The following is a 15,459-nucleotide window of genomic DNA, read 5'->3' on the forward strand; positions in this document are numbered from 1 at the left end:
TATGAAGAGATTATTGATGTTGTTGCCACTGGCGATTTTCCTGCTGGTCGCCGTGTTTCTATATCGAGGTCTGTTTCTGGACCCTACCGAGCTGCCATCGGCGCTGATTGGCAAGCCGTTGCCTTCCTTCTCGCTGCCCTCGGTCGAGGACCCGCAGCGGATGGTCACTGCCGAAGACATCAAGGGCAAACCAGCCCTGGTGAACGTCTGGGCGACTTGGTGCGTTGCCTGCAAAGTCGAACATCCCGTTCTGAACAAGCTTGCCGAGCAGGGCGTGGTCATCCATGGGGTCAATTACAAGGATGAGAACGCGTCGGCTCAGAAATGGCTGCGCGACTTCCACGACCCCTACCAGTTGAATATTCGCGACGAGCAGGGCACTTTGGGGCTGGACCTGGGTGTGTATGGTGCGCCTGAAACCTTCCTTGTCGACAAGCAGGGCATCATCCGTCACAAGTATGTCGGCGTCATCGACGAGCGTGTCTGGCGTGAACAGCTTGCAGCGCTTTATCAGCAACTGGTGGACGAATGAAACAGCTGATCCAAGGGCTCGTGCTGACGCTGTGTCTGCTGGGCAGCGCGTCGGCAGCGATTGATGCCTACGAGTTCAAGGACGAGGCCGAACGCGAGCGCTATCGCACGTTGGTGGAAGAGTTGCGCTGCCCGAAGTGCCAGAACCAGAACATCGCCGACTCCAATGCGCCGATCGCGATGGACCTGCGCCGGGAAATCTTCCGGATGCTGGAGGAGGGTCAGACCAACAAGCAGATTGTCGATTACCTGGTTGCCCGTTACGGCGACTTTGTCCGCTATAAGCCACCGGTCAATTCCAAGACGCTCGTGCTCTGGTATGGGCCAGCTGCACTGCTGGTGATTGGCTTCGGCGTGTTGGCATTCATTCTGGTGCGCCGTCGTCGCGGAGCCACCGGGCCGGCATCGAACACACTTTCCGAGGCCGAGCGCGCGCGCCTTGCCACGTTGTTGGATAGAAAAGAACCATGATCGATTTTTGGATAGGCGCAGGCCTGTTATTGCTGGCTGCGTTGGCGTTCCTGCTGCTGCCGTTGCTACGGGGGCGCGGTGTACAGGCGGAAGAAGATCGGACGGCGCTGAATGTTGCGCTTTACCAGGAGCGGCTCGGCGAGCTGGCAGCGCAACAAGCGGCTGGGACCCTTGAGCCGGAGCAGTTCGAGGCCGGGCGCGCCGATGCGGCCCGAGAGCTGCTTGACGACACCGAAGGCAGTACTACCCGGCGCAGCAACCATCTGGGTCTTGCCGTGCCGCTGATAGCAGCGATTCTTATGCCGTTGCTTGGATATGGTCTTTACCTGCACTGGGGCGCGAGCGACAAACTTCAGCTGGCCAGGGAGTTCACCGAGCAGCCGGCGACGATGGAAGAAATGGTTGGACGGCTCGAGCGCGCTGTGAAGGCCCAACCCGAGTCCGCCGAGGCGTGGTATTTCCTTGCCAAGACCTATATGAGCCGGGAGCGCCCCGCGGATGCCGCCGCCGCTTACGAGCAGGTCGTCAAGCTGGCCGGGCGTCAGCCGGAGCTTCTGGGGCAGTTGGCGCAGGCGCTGTATTTCGCCGGTGACCGTAAATGGACCGAGCAGCTGCAACAGCTGACTGACGAAGCCTTACGCGGTGATCCTCACGAGGTAACAAGCCTCGGACTGTTGGGTATTGCGGCCTACGAAGAGGAACGATTTGCCGATGCGATAGGGTTTTGGGAACGGTTGGTTTCAACGCTGGCGGCTGAAGATCCTTCTCGTGAAGCCATTCAGGGCGGTATCGCTCGTGCGCGCGAGCAGCTCGGCGAACCGGCCTCGGCGAGTGTGACCGAACCGGCGGGCGAGATGATTGCCGAAACGGGTGCGGGACTGACTGTGGAAGTGCAACTGGCGACCGAGATGGCCGACAAGGTTCGCCCTTCCGATGCCGTGTTCGTCTTCGCACGTGCGTTGTCAGGCCCGCCGATGCCATTGGCCGTGAAGCGTCTGACCGTTGCGGATTTGCCTGCAACGGTCAATTTGAGCGACGCCGATGCAATGACTCCACAGCTTCGGTTGTCCAACTTCCAGCAAGTCAGATTGTTCGCTCGTATATCCAAGGACGGCGACGCTACTCGCGGTGAGTGGCAAGGCAGTAGCGAGCCATTGGCACCGGGTGATTCGGATGAGATCACGCTGACTATTGACCAACCAGTAACACCCTGATCGCAAGGGTTCGGGAGCGACTAATGATACTGGCGGAGCGGGAGTCAACAAGGCTGCAGCGCTTGGTGAGAGCCGGCGCAGTGGTAGCGTTGGGGTTGCTGCTAGGCGCCTGTGCAGGCAATCCCTATCAGACGTCAGAGCCGAAGCGTGGCCCGGCTCCGCCCGTATCGGAACCGCCTCGCGGGCCGGTTACGACGCCCCCGCCGGTACGTACCCCACCGGCACCTCGCCCACCCGCCACTCAGAAAAGCCATCCTCGTTATGCGCCGCCGCCTCATGTTGCTGCGCATTGGGACAACCGTCTGGGCGTCTACGTTGTGGAAGGGCAGGACCTGTTCTATCGCGAGCGTCTGTACTACCGCTGGGATGGTGATTGGTATTGCGCCGGGCGGCCTAGCGGTCCTTGGGAACCTGTTGCACCACCCAGTGTTCCGACGGGGCTGCGTAGCCTGCACTGATTCGCCCTATTTTCCGCAATGGCATTAAAGGCGACGTGAAGGTGGCCGATAGCGTAACAGGCGTCGCGAACCATGCGAGGGGCGGCGCCGGTTCGGCCTTGTCACCAGTTCATTCGGAGCGGATCCATGAGTGCAGCAGTCAAACGTCTTGAGGAAACCGGCAACGCTTTGCGTGACGCCATGGCGCAGCAGGATTGGACAGCGATCAGCGTGCTTGACCTGCAATGCCGTCAAGTCGTTGAGGCCGCAATGGTAGAGCCTCGTGAGGACGAGGCAGCAATCCGGCAGCGTCTGCAGGAACTGGTGAATCTTTATCATGAACTGGTCACCACCTGTCAGAGCGAGAAGCGACGTGTCGCAGATGAGCTGATTCAGCTCAACCAATCTCAGCAGGGCGCTAACGTTTACAAGTTGTTTGGTTGATCGTCTCCAGCAAATAACCGCTACCACTAGTCATGAGTAATGGCTGGCGCTCATCTCCTGATCTTCGAGCCCGCTACCCTCAAAGCCCGTCCAAACACATCACTTCAGCACTGCCTTCTTAGCGGTACAGTGTGTTTTCCGCGGAAACCGGCGGTTCTCTCTCGATCTTCGAGAATCTATGCCGCTGGGCCAAATTCACCACGCCATCTTCCGGCTCATTCCAGCGAGTTGTGATAAGTCAATAAAAGAAGGCATTGCTAGCTATTTTGTCGTTGAATCACGTCATAAATTTGACTCAGACCGATTTTTTTAATTAACTACGGGCTATCTGCCGATGACGCTGCCGTTCAGCCGAGGACGTGCGCGGGCTTTCTTTCAGCCTCTAGAGCTATAAACAAGATGTGGCGTGAAACCAAAATTTTGTTGATAGACGACGATCAGGATCGTCGCCGGGATTTGACGGTCATTCTGAACTTTCTCAGCGAAGATCATTTGTCATGTGTCAGCAGCGAATGGCAGGCTGCGGTCGACTCACTGGAATCGAGCCGCAACGTCCTCGGGGTGATGCTTGGTGATGTTTCAGCGAAGGGCGGTGCCGTTGAGTTGCTCAAACAGATCAGCAAGTGGGACGAGAACCTGCCACTGCTGTTGATTGGCGAACCGGTGCCGGCCGAATGGCCAGATGAGATTCGCCAGCGCGTGCTGACTAGCCTGGAAATGCCGCCGAGCTACAACAAGCTGCTCGATTCCCTTCACCGGGCCCAGATCTACCGGGAAATGAACGATAAGGCCAAGGCACGCGGGCGACAGCGTGAGCCTAATCTGTTTCGTAGTCTGGTGGGCACCAGTCGTGCAGTTCAACACGTACGCCAGATGATGCAGCAGGTTGCCGACACCGAAGCGAGTGTATTGATTCTCGGTGAATCGGGAACCGGTAAGGAAGTTGTTGCACGCAATCTGCATTACCATTCCAAGCGCCGTAAAGGTCCTTTCGTTCCGGTCAATTGCGGGGCGATTCCCGCGGAGCTGCTGGAAAGCGAGCTGTTCGGTCATGAAAAGGGTGCGTTTACCGGTGCGATCACTTCGCGTGCCGGTCGTTTCGAATTGGCCGAAGGTGGCACGCTGTTCCTCGATGAGATCGGCGACATGCCGCTGCCTATGCAGGTCAAGCTGCTACGCGTCCTGCAGGAGCGCACCTTCGAACGGGTGGGTAGCAACCGCACGCAGAATGCCGACGTACGCATCATCGCCGCGACGCACAAAGATCTCGAGAAGATGATCTTGGACGGTAGCTTCCGCGAGGACCTCTATTACCGGCTTAACGTGTTCCCGATCGAAATGGCCCCGCTGCGTGAGCGCATCGAGGATATTCCGCTGCTGATGAACGAGCTCATCTCGCGCATGGAGCACGAGAAACGTGGCTCAATCCGCTTCAATTCGGCTGCGATCATGTCCCTCTGTCGTCACGATTGGCCCGGTAACGTAAGGGAGCTGGCCAACCTCGTTGAACGAATGGCCATCATGCATCCATACGGCGTCATCGGCGTTATGGAACTGCCGAAGAAATTCCGCCATGTCGATGATGACGACGAGCAATATGCAGCCAACCTGCACGACGAGATGGAAGAACGCGCTGCGATAAACGCTCCCATCATTGCGACGGACGCGCACGCCATGCTTCCCGTGGAAGGCCTTGATCTGAAGGATTACCTAGGCAATCTGGAGCAAGGGCTCATCCAGCAGGCACTCGAAGATGCAGGCGGCGTCGTTGCACGGGCCGCAGAGCGGCTGCGGGTGCGGCGAACCACACTGGTGGAAAAAATGCGTAAATACGGGATGAACCGTCGCGAAGACGATCTCGACGAGTGACTCGTTTTGCTACGCCGCTGCTCCCGGCGGCGTAGCCCTTCTGGATCTGTCATCACGGGCATGATCCTTGCTGGTCCACAGGTTACCGACCATCTTTTGACGGATACGTGTGCCTGTGATTTCAGCGACCCGCTCCACCGATCCAGCTCAATGCGCGGCCAAGGCTGGCGCAAGCGACGAGCTCGAACAGTCGCTCGCACTGTTCCATCACGTGTCCGGCCAATTGGGCGATTCCCAGTTTATGTTGCACGCACGGGTAGCCGAGTTGAAAGATCAGCTCGCGGAAAGCGCTGCGCAGCGTTTGCAGGAGTTTGACGAGAAGGAGCGTCTGGCGAACCGCTTGCAAAGCCTGCTCGACTTGTTGCCCGGCGGTGTGATCGTCATCGACGGCCAGGGTAGGGTCCGCGAAGCCAATCCGGTTGCGCTTGAGCTGCTGGGTGCGCCGCTCGTGGGGTCGCTCTGGCGTGAGGTGATCGCGCGGAGCTTCTCGCCTCGTAGGGATGATGGTCACGAAATCTCATTGAAGGATGGACGTCGCGTTTCCATCGCTACCCGATCCTTGAATGTTGAGCCGGGGCAGCTGGTGTTGCTGACCGATCTGACTGAGACGCGGCGGCTGCAGGATCAGCTGGCGCGCCATGAGCGTTTGTCTGCGCTGGGCCGGATGGTGGCGTCGCTGGCTCATCAGATCCGCACTCCATTATCGACAGCCCTGCTGTATGCAAGCCATCTGGAGCAGGGCGGGTTGTCGGCCGAGCACCAGCAGCGATTCGCTGGTCGCTTGAAGGACCGGCTGAACGAGTTGGAGCATCAAGTTCGTGACATGCTGGTTTTCGCTCGTGGTGATCTGCCGCTGGAAGACCGGATAACGCCTGCCGAGTTGCTGGGAGCGCTTCGGGCAGCGACCGAGACCAAGTTGGAAGGCGTCGCTGTTCGCTGGCAATGCGACACCCAGAGCGGTGCCCTGCTGTGCAATCGCGACACCTTGGTCGGTGCATTGGTCAATTTGATTGAGAATGCACTCCAGGCCGCGAGCGGCGATACCAAACTGAAGGTTCACCTCTATGCACGTGGTACGGCGCTGCGCATCAGCATCAGCGACAACGGCATCGGCATCGATGCAGCAACCCTCGCCCGACTCGGCGAACCCTTTTTCACCACCCGGGCGACCGGGACCGGCCTCGGCCTGGCTGTTGTCAACTCGGTAGCGCGAGCCCATTCAGGCGCGCTCGAACTGCGTTCTCGCCCAGGCAGGGGAACCTGCGCCACCGTGCGATTGCCGTTGCTTGCGCTGCTATCTCGGTCACATTCGGAGTAGCACCATGGGTGTGAAGGTTTTGCTGGTTGAAGACGACCGCGCTTTGCGCGAAGCGCTAGGCGATACCCTCGAACTGGGCGGCTATTGCTACCGCGCGGTTGATAGCGCCGAGGCCGCGTTGTTCGCGCTGGGTCAGGAAAGTTTCGGCCTGCTGGTAAGTGACGTGAATATGCCTGGCATGGACGGCCACGCCTTGCAGGTGCTCGTGCGTGAACGGTATCCGCAGATGCCGGTTCTGCTAATGACCGCCTATGGGGCGGTCGAGCGCGCCGTCGAGGCCATGCGTCAGGGGGCTGTGGACTACTTGGTCAAACCGTTCGAACCCAAGGTCTTGCTCGACCTGGTCGGCCGGCATGCCTGTGGCCAGCTTGGAGCTACCGATACACAGGGACCGGTGGCGGTTGAACCTGCGAGTCGGCAGCTGCTGGCATTGGCTGCCCGGGTGGCGCAAAGCGATTCGACCGTACTGGTCTCGGGGGAATCCGGAACCGGCAAAGAAGTGCTGGCTCGTTTTATTCATCAACAGTCATCGCGAGCGGACAAGCCGTTCGTGGCGATCAACTGCGCAGCGATTCCAGACAACATGCTGGAGGCTACGCTTTTCGGTCATGAGAAGGGCGCTTTCACTGGCGCCATCGCGACGCAGCCAGGCAAGTTCGAGCTGGCCGATCGTGGCACGCTGCTGCTCGACGAAATCTCCGAAATGCCGTTGGCATTACAAGCCAAGCTGTTGCGGGTACTGCAGGAGCGTGAGGTCGAGCGCGTCGGTGGACGCAAGCCGATACCGCTCGACATCCGTATCGTCGCCACGACCAACCGCGATCTGGGTGAAGAAGTTCGCAGCGGGCGCTTCCGTGAAGACCTGTTCTACCGCCTTTCGGTCTTTCCGCTCGCCTGGCCGGCATTGCGCGATCGGCCGGCGGATATCGTGCCGCTCGCTGAGCGGTTGCTGGCCAATCATGCGACGAAAATGCGTCAGCCCGGCGCGAGACTGACATCCGAAGCGCGCCAGTGCCTGCTCGGTCATGCCTGGCCCGGCAACGTACGCGAGCTGGACAACGCGATTCAGCGAGCGTTGATTCTGCAGCAGGGAGGGTTGATCCGACCGGACGATCTTTGTCTCACCGCTGCTGCCGGCTTCGCTTCGCTGGCGCGAACCACTGCGAGCGGAACCGTGTCCCCGTCTTTGGTCGCTTCAATGCCATCCGAAGTAACGGGCGCGCTAGGTGACGACCTGCGGCGTCGCGAATTCGAGCTCATTCTCGAGACCCTGCGCGCCGAGCGCGGACGCCGTAAGGAGACGGCTGACCGTCTGGGCATCAGCGCGCGTACCCTGCGTTACAAGCTCGCTCAGATGCGTGACGCCGGCATGGATCCAGAAGCAGCGCTGCGCTCCAGCTGAAGCGGTGTTTCGGGCGAAGGCAGCTCTGATAAGCTGCCCCACCAACATCGCTCAAGAGGATCTCAACATGGATGAAGCGTTCTGGCAGCGTCGCTGGGCACGTAATGAAATTGGCTTTCATCTAAACGAGGTCAACCCTTACCTGCGCCGCCATTGGTCCTGCTTGGAGTTGGACCCAGGCGCCCGCGTCCTGGTGCCGTTGTGCGGCAAAAGCCTCGACATGGCTTGGCTCGCCGAGCAGGGTTTCGCCGTGCTGGGTGTAGAGCTGAGCGAACGCGCAGCAGAGGATTTCTTTGCCGAGCATGGGCTGGTTCCGGATGTCAGCGTCCAGGGAGAGTTCAAGTTCTACCGAACTGGTAACGTGGAAATCCGCTGTGGCGATTTTTTCGCCATGACATTCGATGATGTGGCTGACTGCCAGGCACTCTACGACCGGGCCGCCTTGATCGCATTGCCTGCCGACATGCGTCAGCGTTACGTCAACCATCTTGTCAGCATCCTAGCACCGCGCTGCCAGGGGCTGCTGATCACGCTGGACTACGAGCAGGAGCAGATGCCCGGCCCGCCATTCGCAGTGGGTGATGCTGAGGTTCGCGAGTTTTTGAGCGCGCGTTGGAAAATCGAATTGCTGGAGCACATGGATGTGTTGAACGAAAGCAATTGGAAATTTCTACAGCGTGGGCTTACGCGCCTGGAAGAGCGCTGCTACCGACTTGTTGAGCGCTCCTAGCGCATCTCGATGTCGGTTGCCTAGCTAGTTAGATCGCGGGACGCGCAGTACCGTGCCCGCTAAAGTTTTGACGCGCTGACCTGTACCACGCTGCGATTGGGCTCCAGGGCGTCCTTGAATTGCTCCTTGGCGTCTTGCTGGGCGTTGCGCGCGCCTTCGACAGGTCAGTCAGTGTCCCGCCCATGCAGTCCGACCTTGTCTTTGCAACCGAGACGGTTAGCGCAGTGGAGCACCTCTTCCGCTCAGCACGTTTTGATATAACTGCACAACACCAGCGTGTAGCGGGTCCGTTGATCGGGCTGTTCAAAGTCTGAGCAACATGCTACAAACGAACGCAACCCAAATGATCTAGCCGCTTGAAAACGAAGGGAAAACCATGACCAAGTCGGAGTTGATCGAACGTATCGTCACCCAACAAGGGCTGCTTTCGTCCAAGGATGTGGAGCTGGCAATCAAAACCATGCTCGAGCAGATGGCGCAGGCGCTGGCCACTGGTGACCGCATCGAGATCCGCGGCTTCGGCAGTTTTTCCCTCCATTACCGCGCCCCCCGTGTCGGTCGTAACCCTAAGACCGGCCAATCCGTTCCGCTCGATGGCAAGTTCGTCCCGCATTTCAAACCGGGCAAAGAGCTGCGCGATAGGGTCAACGAAGACGAGTAGCCAAATCGGTATTCGTTGCAGATACCGCTAGCGCCGGGTTGGCTGTTGGCGGGTACAGATGCCTATATGCGAGGCGTTGATGGGGCCTCAGCCCTGTTCCGTATGAGCGACCCCATTTTCGAATGCCGAGAGTGTGCATCGAAAACCGCATCGCGCCGCCGCTTTTGCGCCTTTTGGCCGCAGCCTTTGATCCATGCCGATTCGGCCATGCCGGTGTCGCGGATGAAAATGCCGTAAAAACTTTTGGTCAAAATGCCTGATAAAGCGCTGCCCGCGGCGAATGGCACCCTTAGATAATTCCCCGTTCGCGCAGCCCGCGGACTTGATCGTCACTGAGGCCAAGCCCTTCCAGTACGTCGTCGGTGTGTTCACCCAAATGAGGCCCGCCGGCGCCAATACGACCGGGCGTGCGGCTGAGTTTGGGGAGCACGCCCGGGACCTTGAGCGGCCCGGCGAAAGTCTCTACCTGCTCGATCATCCGCCGCGCCAGATAGTGCGGGTCCTTGACGATATCGGCGGCGGTGTAGGGATAGCCGGCCGGAACCCGCGCCGCTTTTAGTGCCTCGATGACTTCGTCGCGGCTGCGCTGCACGGTCCATTCGCCAATTGCGGCGTCGATCAGTTCGGCGTGCTGAGCACGGCCGTCGTTATGGGCGAAGCGCGCATCGTCGGCCAGGTCCTGTCGGCCCATCAGAGTCATCAGGCGCTTGTAGATGCTGTCGCCATTACCAGCGATCAACACGTAGGCGCCGTCCTTGCACAGATAGGAGTTGGACGGTGTGATGCCGGGCAGTGCGCTACCGGCCGGTTCGCGGACATAGCCGAAGGCGTCGTACTCGGGCACCAGGCTTTCCATCATGGCGAACACTGACTCATACAGCGCAACATCAATTTCCTGGCCCTTGCCGCTGCGATTGCGCTCCTGCAGGGCGAGCAGTACACCGATGACGCCATACAGCGACGACAGCGAATCACCGATGCTCACGCCCACCCGTACCGGCGGTTGGCCGGGATAGCCGGATAGGTGCCGCAACCCGCCCATGGCTTCGCCGATCACACCGAAGCCGGGCAAGTCGCGATAGGGGCCGGTCTGGCCATAGCCGGAGATGCGCAGCATGATCAGGCGAGGGTTGAGCTTGGACAGTTCGTCCCAACCCAGGCCCCAGGCTTCGAGTGTGCCGGGGCGAAAGTTCTCGACCAGCACATCGGCTTCGGCGACCAGCTGACGGACGATCTGCTGGCCTTCGGCGGCTTTCAAATCGAGCGTTACGGACTGCTTGTTGCGCGACTGCACGTGCCACCAGAGCGAGGTTCCGTCCTTGAGCTTGCGCCATTTGCGCAGCGGATCACCGACGCCCGGCGGCTCGATCTTGATCACCTCGGCGCCGAATTCGCCGAGCATCTTGCTGGCGAAAGGACCGGCGATCAGCTGGCCCATCTCGATGACCCGGAGGCCATGCAGCGGCAAGCTGCTCTCATTCTGTCCGTTCATCACAACTCCTATGGCGGGTTGGGTCATCTTCGAAGGATGACCGAGCGTCAGCCTGCGGACAATTACCGGATAGCCATCGTGGGCGTCGTAAAGGGCAGACACCGACCTCGCCGCCGAGCCGCTTTCAGCACATCAACTGGGAAAGCCGGGCTCAACCGGATGAGCAACCGAAGCGGCCGATCGAGGCCTTGCAAAAACTCAAGCCTCTTCCTCAGTGAGCTCGGCTACAAGTAACCCCGGCATCTTTATGGCCAACGCAGGCGACAAAGTGCACCTTGGCCGAAACGTCTATGCTTTATAGCAACGATGCGTTCCCAGATGGTTCAGTCTATGGGGAACGCTGTTCGGCCCGTGAAGCTCCAACGTGAAGTCGCTCAGGCGCTTGGTTTGATTCGTATGGTTCGCCTGTGAGACAGGGTTGTTCGAGACGATAACAAGACCGACGAATGAGGTATTCGCCATGAGTGCTGCGTCCCTGTATCCGGTAAGTCCAGAGGCGGCTGCTCAGTCGCTGACCGATGAAGCCACTTACAAAGCCATGTATCAACAGTCTGTGGTCAATCCTGACGGCTTCTGGCGTGAGCAGGCCGAACGTATCGATTGGATCAAGCCGTTCACGCGGGTCAAGCAGACCTCCTTCGATGATCACCACGTCGATATCAAGTGGTTCGCCGATGGCACCCTGAACGTAGCCGCCAATTGTCTGGACCGCCATCTCGAAACCCGCGGCGATGAGATTGCGATCATCTGGGAAGGTGACGACCCGGCCGAGCACCGTGAGATCACCTACCGCGAACTGCATCATGAGGTGAGCAAGTTCGCTAATGCGTTACGTGGGCAGGATGTGCATCGGGGCGACGTGGTTACCCTCTACATGCCGATGGTCCCCGAAGTCGCCGTGGCGATGCTGGCGTGTGCACGCATCGGCGCTATCCATTCTGTAGTCTTCGGTGGCTTCTCCCCGGAAGCCTTGGCCGGAAGGATCATCGATGGCAATTCCAAGGTAGTGATCACCGCCGATGAAGGGCTGCGGGGTGGTAAACGGGTGCCGTTGAAGGCCAATGTGGATGAGGCGCTGACCAACCCGCAAACGCGTTGTGTGCAGAAGATCATCGTGGTGCGGCGTACCGGAGGTGACATCCGCTGGCATCCGCATCGCGACATCTGGTACGAAGACCTGATGCGCGTGGCTGGGGATGTTTGCGCACCAAAGGAGATGGGCGCGGAAGAGCCGTTGTTCATCCTCTATACCTCGGGCTCGACCGGCAAGCCGAAGGGCGTGCTGCATACATCCGGCGGTTATCTGCTCTACGCAGCCCTGACCCACGAGCGGGTATTCGATTACCGGCCAGGCGAGATCTACTGGTGCACTGCCGACGTCGGCTGGATCACCGGGCACAGTTACATCCTTTATGGGCCGCTGGCTAATGGCGCCACGACGCTGATCTATGAGGGGGTGCCGAACTATCCGGATGTCACGCGAATCGCCAAGATCATCGACAAACATCAGGTGAATATTCTCTACACCGCACCGACGGCGATTCGTTCGATGATGGCCGAAGGCCCTGCAGCGATGGAAGGCGCCGATGGTTCGAGTCTGCGCCTGCTCGGTACCGTGGGTGAGCCGATCAACCCCGAGGCCTGGCACTGGTACTACGAGACGGTCGGCAAATCACGCTGCCCGATCGTCGACACCTGGTGGCAAACCGAGACGGGCGGCATTCTGATCAGCCCGTTGCCAGGCGCAACGGCTCTGAAACCAGGGTCCGCGACGCGGCCGTTCTTCGGCATAGTGCCCGGGTTGGTGGATAACCTTGGCAACCTGCTCGAAGGGGCGACCGAGGGTAATCTGGTCATTCTCGACTCATGGCCTGGGCAGATGCGCGGCATCTATCGCGACCACGATCGCTTCGTCGATACCTACTTCAAGACCTTTCGCGGGATGTATTTCACCGGTGATGGTGCCCGGCGCGACGAGGATGGCTACTACTGGATCACGGGTCGGGTCGATGATGTGCTGAACGTTTCCGGGCATCGCATGGGTACTGCGGAAATCGAAAGCGCCATGGTCGCGCACCGCAAGGTGGCCGAGGCGGCTGTGGTCGGCGTGCCGCATCCGCTTAAGGGCCAAGGTATCTATGTTTACGTCACGCTGGTGGCGGGGGAGCAGCCGTCCGATCAGCTGCGCCAGGAACTGCAACAGTGGGTGCGCAAGGAGATCGGGCCGATTGCTGTGCCCGATGCGATCCAGTGGGCGCCGGGCTTACCGAAGACACGTTCAGGCAAGATCATGCGACGCATCTTGCGCAAGATCGCCACCGACGAGTATGACGCCTTGGGTGATATCTCGACCTTGGCCGATCCAGGCGTGGTGCCGCAGCTGATCGAAACGCACAAGAAAATGTGTCCGATGAGTTGATGGATTGACGGCGCCCGGCCTTGGAGTCAGGGCGCCACGGGAACCCTCAATTCACCCGTTGGCTTTGTGTCTCCTGGTTGGCCGCCGGTTTTTCCTGCGGCACACCCGCCACCGTCACTTCTGGAAACTGCCCGCCGATGAACTCGATACTGCGGGTCGGGAAGGCGAATTGCAGGCCCAGCTCGCGGATACCGTCGAGCAGTTGCAGGTTGATCTCCTGCTGGGCGTCCATGTAGGCGTTGTAGTCCGAGACCTGCATGATGTAGACCACTTCAAAAGTCAGCTGGCTGTCGTCGAAGGCCAGGAAATGCGCGCGGTCGAAGTTGGCGTTTTCGACGCCATCGATGATGCGCTTCACCAGCGCAGCGACTTCTCGCACCTTGTCCGATGGCGTGTTGTAGGTGATTCCGAACTTGAACACGATGCGACGCGTGTTCATGCGCTTGTAGTTGTGCAGGATTTGCTTGAGCAGATCGGCATTGGCGCAGACGATCTGCTCGCCGCTGAGGGCGCGAATCCGCGTCGTCTTTAGCCCGATGTGCTCGATGTTCCCTGCGACTGCACCAAACACGACGAAGTCGCCGATCTCGAAAGGCTTGTCGACGCCGATCGACAGCGAAGCGAAGATGTCGCTGAGCAGCGTCTGTACCGCGAGGGCAATGGCAATACCGCCGACGCCCAGACTGGCGACCATCGCTGTGATGTCGACGCCCAGGTTCGCCAGGATCGACAGCAGCATCATTGTCCAGATAACGATACGGACCATGATGCCGATGATGGTCGTGGTGACCGGATTTCGAGTTTTGCCGTCTTGGGTCAGGCTTTCCATCCACAGGCGAACCGCCGTGTCCATCCACAAAGCGATCTGGAACGCCAGCGCGATGAACCAGCCGTGTGACATCGCTGTTTCCCAGCGCTCTGGCAGCTCGACGATCTTCAGTGCGATCAGCAGCGATAGGGCGATCAGCAAAATGTGACTGGTGCGACTGAGCATCTCTGCGGTGATGCCAACAAAACCGCTTCTGGAGCCCTTCGCCATCTTGCGAAGGCGGTTGGTGATGATCCGCAGGATGGCCTGCAGGGTGAGATAGCTGACAATCGTGATGCCAACAATTATGGCGATGTTGATCCAAAGGCCTTCGTTCAACACCACGTCCCAATTCATCAAACTGGTTTCCTCCCGGTATGCGCGACCAAGCGCTTAAGCAGTGGCTCCTTTTTCAGTAGCCACTGCAGCGCATTAGTTCCCGGGGGAAGGGAGGTGAAAAGAGGATGGGCGCGTGGCGGGTGGGTACTTTCAGCGAAGCGGGACGAGCCCGTTCAGCTCCTGATAACCGCCGGCGTTGATTACCTGGCTATAACCCAACTCCTGGAGCAGTGCCTGTGCGGCTGATGCTCGGCGACCGCTGCGGCAGTAGAGCACCACGGGAGCGTTTTTGTCTGGGGCAAGCGTGGCGATGCGCTCGGCAAGATCTGCTGTCTCGATACGCGTGGCACCGGGTAAGGCGCCCTCGGCAAACTCCTGTTCGGTGCGCACGTCGATCAGAACGCTGTCCGTTCGCTGTAACGCTTCCAGCGCGGCTGGCTGATCGACCTGGCCGCCATTGGCGGCAATGGTCACCAATGTTGCAATCAGAAATAACAGTCGGGACAGCGCTTTCATGGGTAGCCTCATTCTGGCGGTATCAACTGATCAGACGCGTGAGGTTCGGCAATATCAGAATTACTGCTGTGGCGAATAGGATCATCGTAGCCTGTCTAACCTTCTTGTGTTTGAACATGATGGCGGCCTTTTAATTATTCTGATTATTCTCATGAACAGCCTTGCTTCCCCGGACCGATCTCGAGCTTGCGAGTTCTGACTCAAGCTTCCGTTAAAGAAAGCAATATGCGGGCCACGCAAAAACGATGGTTATCTAGAGCGCTCCGTCAGTCGGCGTGGCGTGGCGTTGCGCTCGCGAGCTGCTAGCAATCTGATCGCGTCGCGGGGGCTTCGGCTGGCGTGCTTGGGTTTCGACCTTGAGCGCGGCTGGTCTCGCTTTAGCTCTGGGCTAAGGGTCGGCGGCCCAGCCTCTGGACGAACTGTTTGCATCATCGTCAGGGATCGCTGGCTGGCTCGATTGGAAACGTCTACTTTTTCGAAGCTTCCCATGCGGGTCGAATCGAAACATCAAAGGCAGCGGAGCGGCAGACGTGCAGCGTTGCGCATATTCCTGATTGATTGGCCCAGATTCAGCGCGTAGGCGCGGGAAGCCTTTTCGAAACGCAGGTGATAGAAACGACAAAGCCTCGATAAACGAGGCTTTGTGTTTGATCTGGCGGTGAGGGTGGGATTCGAACCCACGATACGATTTCTCGTATACACACTTTCCAGGCGTGCTCCTTCAACCGCTCGGACACCTCACCGGGTCTCGAAAGGCGCGATGTCCTTCGAGGCGCGCTAATGTAGCCGAAGAGCCTGCGGATGGCAA

Annotated in this window: 14 protein-coding genes and 1 tRNA gene; 11 read left to right on the forward strand and 4 right to left on the reverse strand. The window is 59.3% G+C overall.

All coding sequences use genetic code 11. The features are described from left to right. Position 1: 1 nt before the first annotated feature. The 10 genes from PSTU_RS0108575 to ihfB all read left to right on the forward strand — a co-directional run bounded on the left by PSTU_RS0108575 (position 2) and on the right by ihfB (position 9,077). Positions 2 to 532 (forward strand): DsbE family thiol:disulfide interchange protein, encoded by a 531-nt coding sequence (locus tag PSTU_RS0108575; protein WP_019340634.1) that lies wholly within the window; start codon positions 2 to 4, stop codon positions 530 to 532. Further along, positions 529 to 1,002, forward strand: coding sequence for a cytochrome c-type biogenesis protein (locus PSTU_RS0108580; RefSeq protein ID WP_019340635.1), 474 nt, complete (start codon positions 529 to 531; stop codon positions 1,000 to 1,002). Before PSTU_RS0108575 ends, PSTU_RS0108580 begins: the two co-directional genes overlap by 4 nt. Further along, positions 999 to 2,216: a c-type cytochrome biogenesis protein CcmI gene (gene ccmI, locus PSTU_RS0108585; protein ID WP_019340636.1), complete on the forward strand. Its 1,218-nt coding sequence runs from the start codon at positions 999 to 1,001 to the stop codon at positions 2,214 to 2,216. The genes PSTU_RS0108580 and ccmI overlap by 4 nt, the downstream gene beginning before the upstream one ends. A gap of 23 nt (positions 2,217 to 2,239) precedes the next feature. Next, positions 2,240 to 2,674 (forward strand): hypothetical protein, encoded by a 435-nt coding sequence (locus tag PSTU_RS22005; RefSeq protein WP_080571192.1) that lies wholly within the window; start codon positions 2,240 to 2,242, stop codon positions 2,672 to 2,674. A gap of 126 nt (positions 2,675 to 2,800) precedes the next feature. After that, the gene (locus PSTU_RS0108590) at positions 2,801 to 3,097 is read left to right on the forward strand and encodes a flagellar protein FliT (RefSeq protein WP_019340637.1); all 297 of its coding nucleotides are present in this window, start codon (positions 2,801 to 2,803) and stop codon (positions 3,095 to 3,097) included. Positions 3,098 to 3,496: 399 nt separating this feature from the next. Then, positions 3,497 to 4,966 carry a sigma-54 dependent transcriptional regulator gene (locus PSTU_RS0108595; RefSeq protein ID WP_019340638.1) on the forward strand — a complete coding sequence of 490 codons (1,470 nt, stop codon included), beginning with the start codon at positions 3,497 to 3,499 and terminating at the stop codon, positions 4,964 to 4,966. Positions 4,967 to 5,207: 241 nt separating this feature from the next. After that, positions 5,208 to 6,284: a sensor histidine kinase gene (locus tag PSTU_RS0108600; protein WP_085990183.1), complete on the forward strand. Its 1,077-nt coding sequence runs from the start codon at positions 5,208 to 5,210 to the stop codon at positions 6,282 to 6,284. 4 nt (positions 6,285 to 6,288) lie between these two features. Continuing rightward, the gene (locus PSTU_RS0108605) at positions 6,289 to 7,686 is read left to right on the forward strand and encodes a sigma-54-dependent transcriptional regulator (RefSeq protein ID WP_019340640.1); all 1,398 of its coding nucleotides are present in this window, start codon (positions 6,289 to 6,291) and stop codon (positions 7,684 to 7,686) included. Between the two features lie 67 nt (positions 7,687 to 7,753). Continuing rightward, positions 7,754 to 8,416 (forward strand): thiopurine S-methyltransferase, encoded by a 663-nt coding sequence (locus PSTU_RS0108610; protein ID WP_019340641.1) that lies wholly within the window; start codon positions 7,754 to 7,756, stop codon positions 8,414 to 8,416. 376 nt (positions 8,417 to 8,792) lie between these two features. After that, positions 8,793 to 9,077, forward strand: coding sequence for an integration host factor subunit beta (gene ihfB, locus PSTU_RS0108615; protein ID WP_019340642.1), 285 nt, complete (start codon positions 8,793 to 8,795; stop codon positions 9,075 to 9,077). A gap of 289 nt (positions 9,078 to 9,366) precedes the next feature. On the opposite strand, the gene PSTU_RS0108620 is transcribed toward ihfB, so the two are convergent. Beyond that, positions 9,367 to 10,569 carry a CaiB/BaiF CoA transferase family protein gene (locus PSTU_RS0108620; RefSeq protein ID WP_019340643.1) on the reverse strand — a complete coding sequence of 401 codons (1,203 nt, stop codon included), beginning with the start codon at positions 10,567 to 10,569 and terminating at the stop codon, positions 9,367 to 9,369. 460 nt (positions 10,570 to 11,029) lie between these two features. On the opposite strand from PSTU_RS0108620, the gene acs reads away from it, so the two are divergent. Continuing rightward, positions 11,030 to 12,988 (forward strand): acetate--CoA ligase, encoded by a 1,959-nt coding sequence (acs, locus tag PSTU_RS0108625; protein WP_019340644.1) that lies wholly within the window; start codon positions 11,030 to 11,032, stop codon positions 12,986 to 12,988. Between the two features lie 46 nt (positions 12,989 to 13,034). Here acs and PSTU_RS0108630 read toward each other — a convergent pair whose 3' ends face one another. From PSTU_RS0108630 to PSTU_RS0108645, 3 genes are all read right to left on the reverse strand, one after another. Then, entirely contained in the window at positions 13,035 to 14,153 is a 1,119-nt protein-coding gene (locus tag PSTU_RS0108630) for a mechanosensitive ion channel family protein (RefSeq protein WP_019340645.1), read from the reverse strand. 132 nt (positions 14,154 to 14,285) lie between these two features. Continuing rightward, positions 14,286 to 14,651, reverse strand: coding sequence for a rhodanese-like domain-containing protein (locus tag PSTU_RS0108635; RefSeq protein WP_019340646.1), 366 nt, complete (start codon positions 14,649 to 14,651; stop codon positions 14,286 to 14,288). A 653-nt stretch (positions 14,652 to 15,304) separates the two neighbouring features. Then, positions 15,305 to 15,394 (reverse strand) — tRNA-Ser (locus PSTU_RS0108645). Positions 15,395 to 15,459 lie beyond the last annotated feature (65 nt).

The sequence above is a fragment of the Stutzerimonas stutzeri SDM-LAC genome (assembly GCF_000235745.1).
Classification (GTDB): domain Bacteria; phylum Pseudomonadota; class Gammaproteobacteria; order Pseudomonadales; family Pseudomonadaceae; genus Stutzerimonas; species Stutzerimonas stutzeri_H.

Coding starts and splice junctions, on each gene's coding strand:
- ccmI (WP_019340636.1), top strand. CDS start 999: ATGATCGATTTTTGGATAGGCGCAGGCCTGTTATTGCTGGCTGCGTTG.
- PSTU_RS0108575 (WP_019340634.1), top strand. CDS start 2: ATGAAGAGATTATTGATGTTGTTGCCACTGGCGATTTTCCTGCTGGTC.
- PSTU_RS0108630 (WP_019340645.1), bottom strand. CDS start 14,153: ATGAATTGGGACGTGGTGTTGAACGAAGGCCTTTGGATCAACATCGCC.
- acs (WP_019340644.1), top strand. CDS start 11,030: ATGAGTGCTGCGTCCCTGTATCCGGTAAGTCCAGAGGCGGCTGCTCAG.
- PSTU_RS0108580 (WP_019340635.1), top strand. CDS start 529: ATGAAACAGCTGATCCAAGGGCTCGTGCTGACGCTGTGTCTGCTGGGC.
- PSTU_RS0108635 (WP_019340646.1), bottom strand. CDS start 14,651: ATGAAAGCGCTGTCCCGACTGTTATTTCTGATTGCAACATTGGTGACC.
- PSTU_RS0108595 (WP_019340638.1), top strand. CDS start 3,497: ATGTGGCGTGAAACCAAAATTTTGTTGATAGACGACGATCAGGATCGT.
- PSTU_RS0108600 (WP_085990183.1), top strand. CDS start 5,208: ATGTTGCACGCACGGGTAGCCGAGTTGAAAGATCAGCTCGCGGAAAGC.
- PSTU_RS0108605 (WP_019340640.1), top strand. CDS start 6,289: ATGGGTGTGAAGGTTTTGCTGGTTGAAGACGACCGCGCTTTGCGCGAA.
- PSTU_RS22005 (WP_080571192.1), top strand. CDS start 2,240: ATGATACTGGCGGAGCGGGAGTCAACAAGGCTGCAGCGCTTGGTGAGA.
- PSTU_RS0108620 (WP_019340643.1), bottom strand. CDS start 10,569: ATGAACGGACAGAATGAGAGCAGCTTGCCGCTGCATGGCCTCCGGGTC.
- ihfB (WP_019340642.1), top strand. CDS start 8,793: ATGACCAAGTCGGAGTTGATCGAACGTATCGTCACCCAACAAGGGCTG.
- PSTU_RS0108590 (WP_019340637.1), top strand. CDS start 2,801: ATGAGTGCAGCAGTCAAACGTCTTGAGGAAACCGGCAACGCTTTGCGT.
- PSTU_RS0108610 (WP_019340641.1), top strand. CDS start 7,754: ATGGATGAAGCGTTCTGGCAGCGTCGCTGGGCACGTAATGAAATTGGC.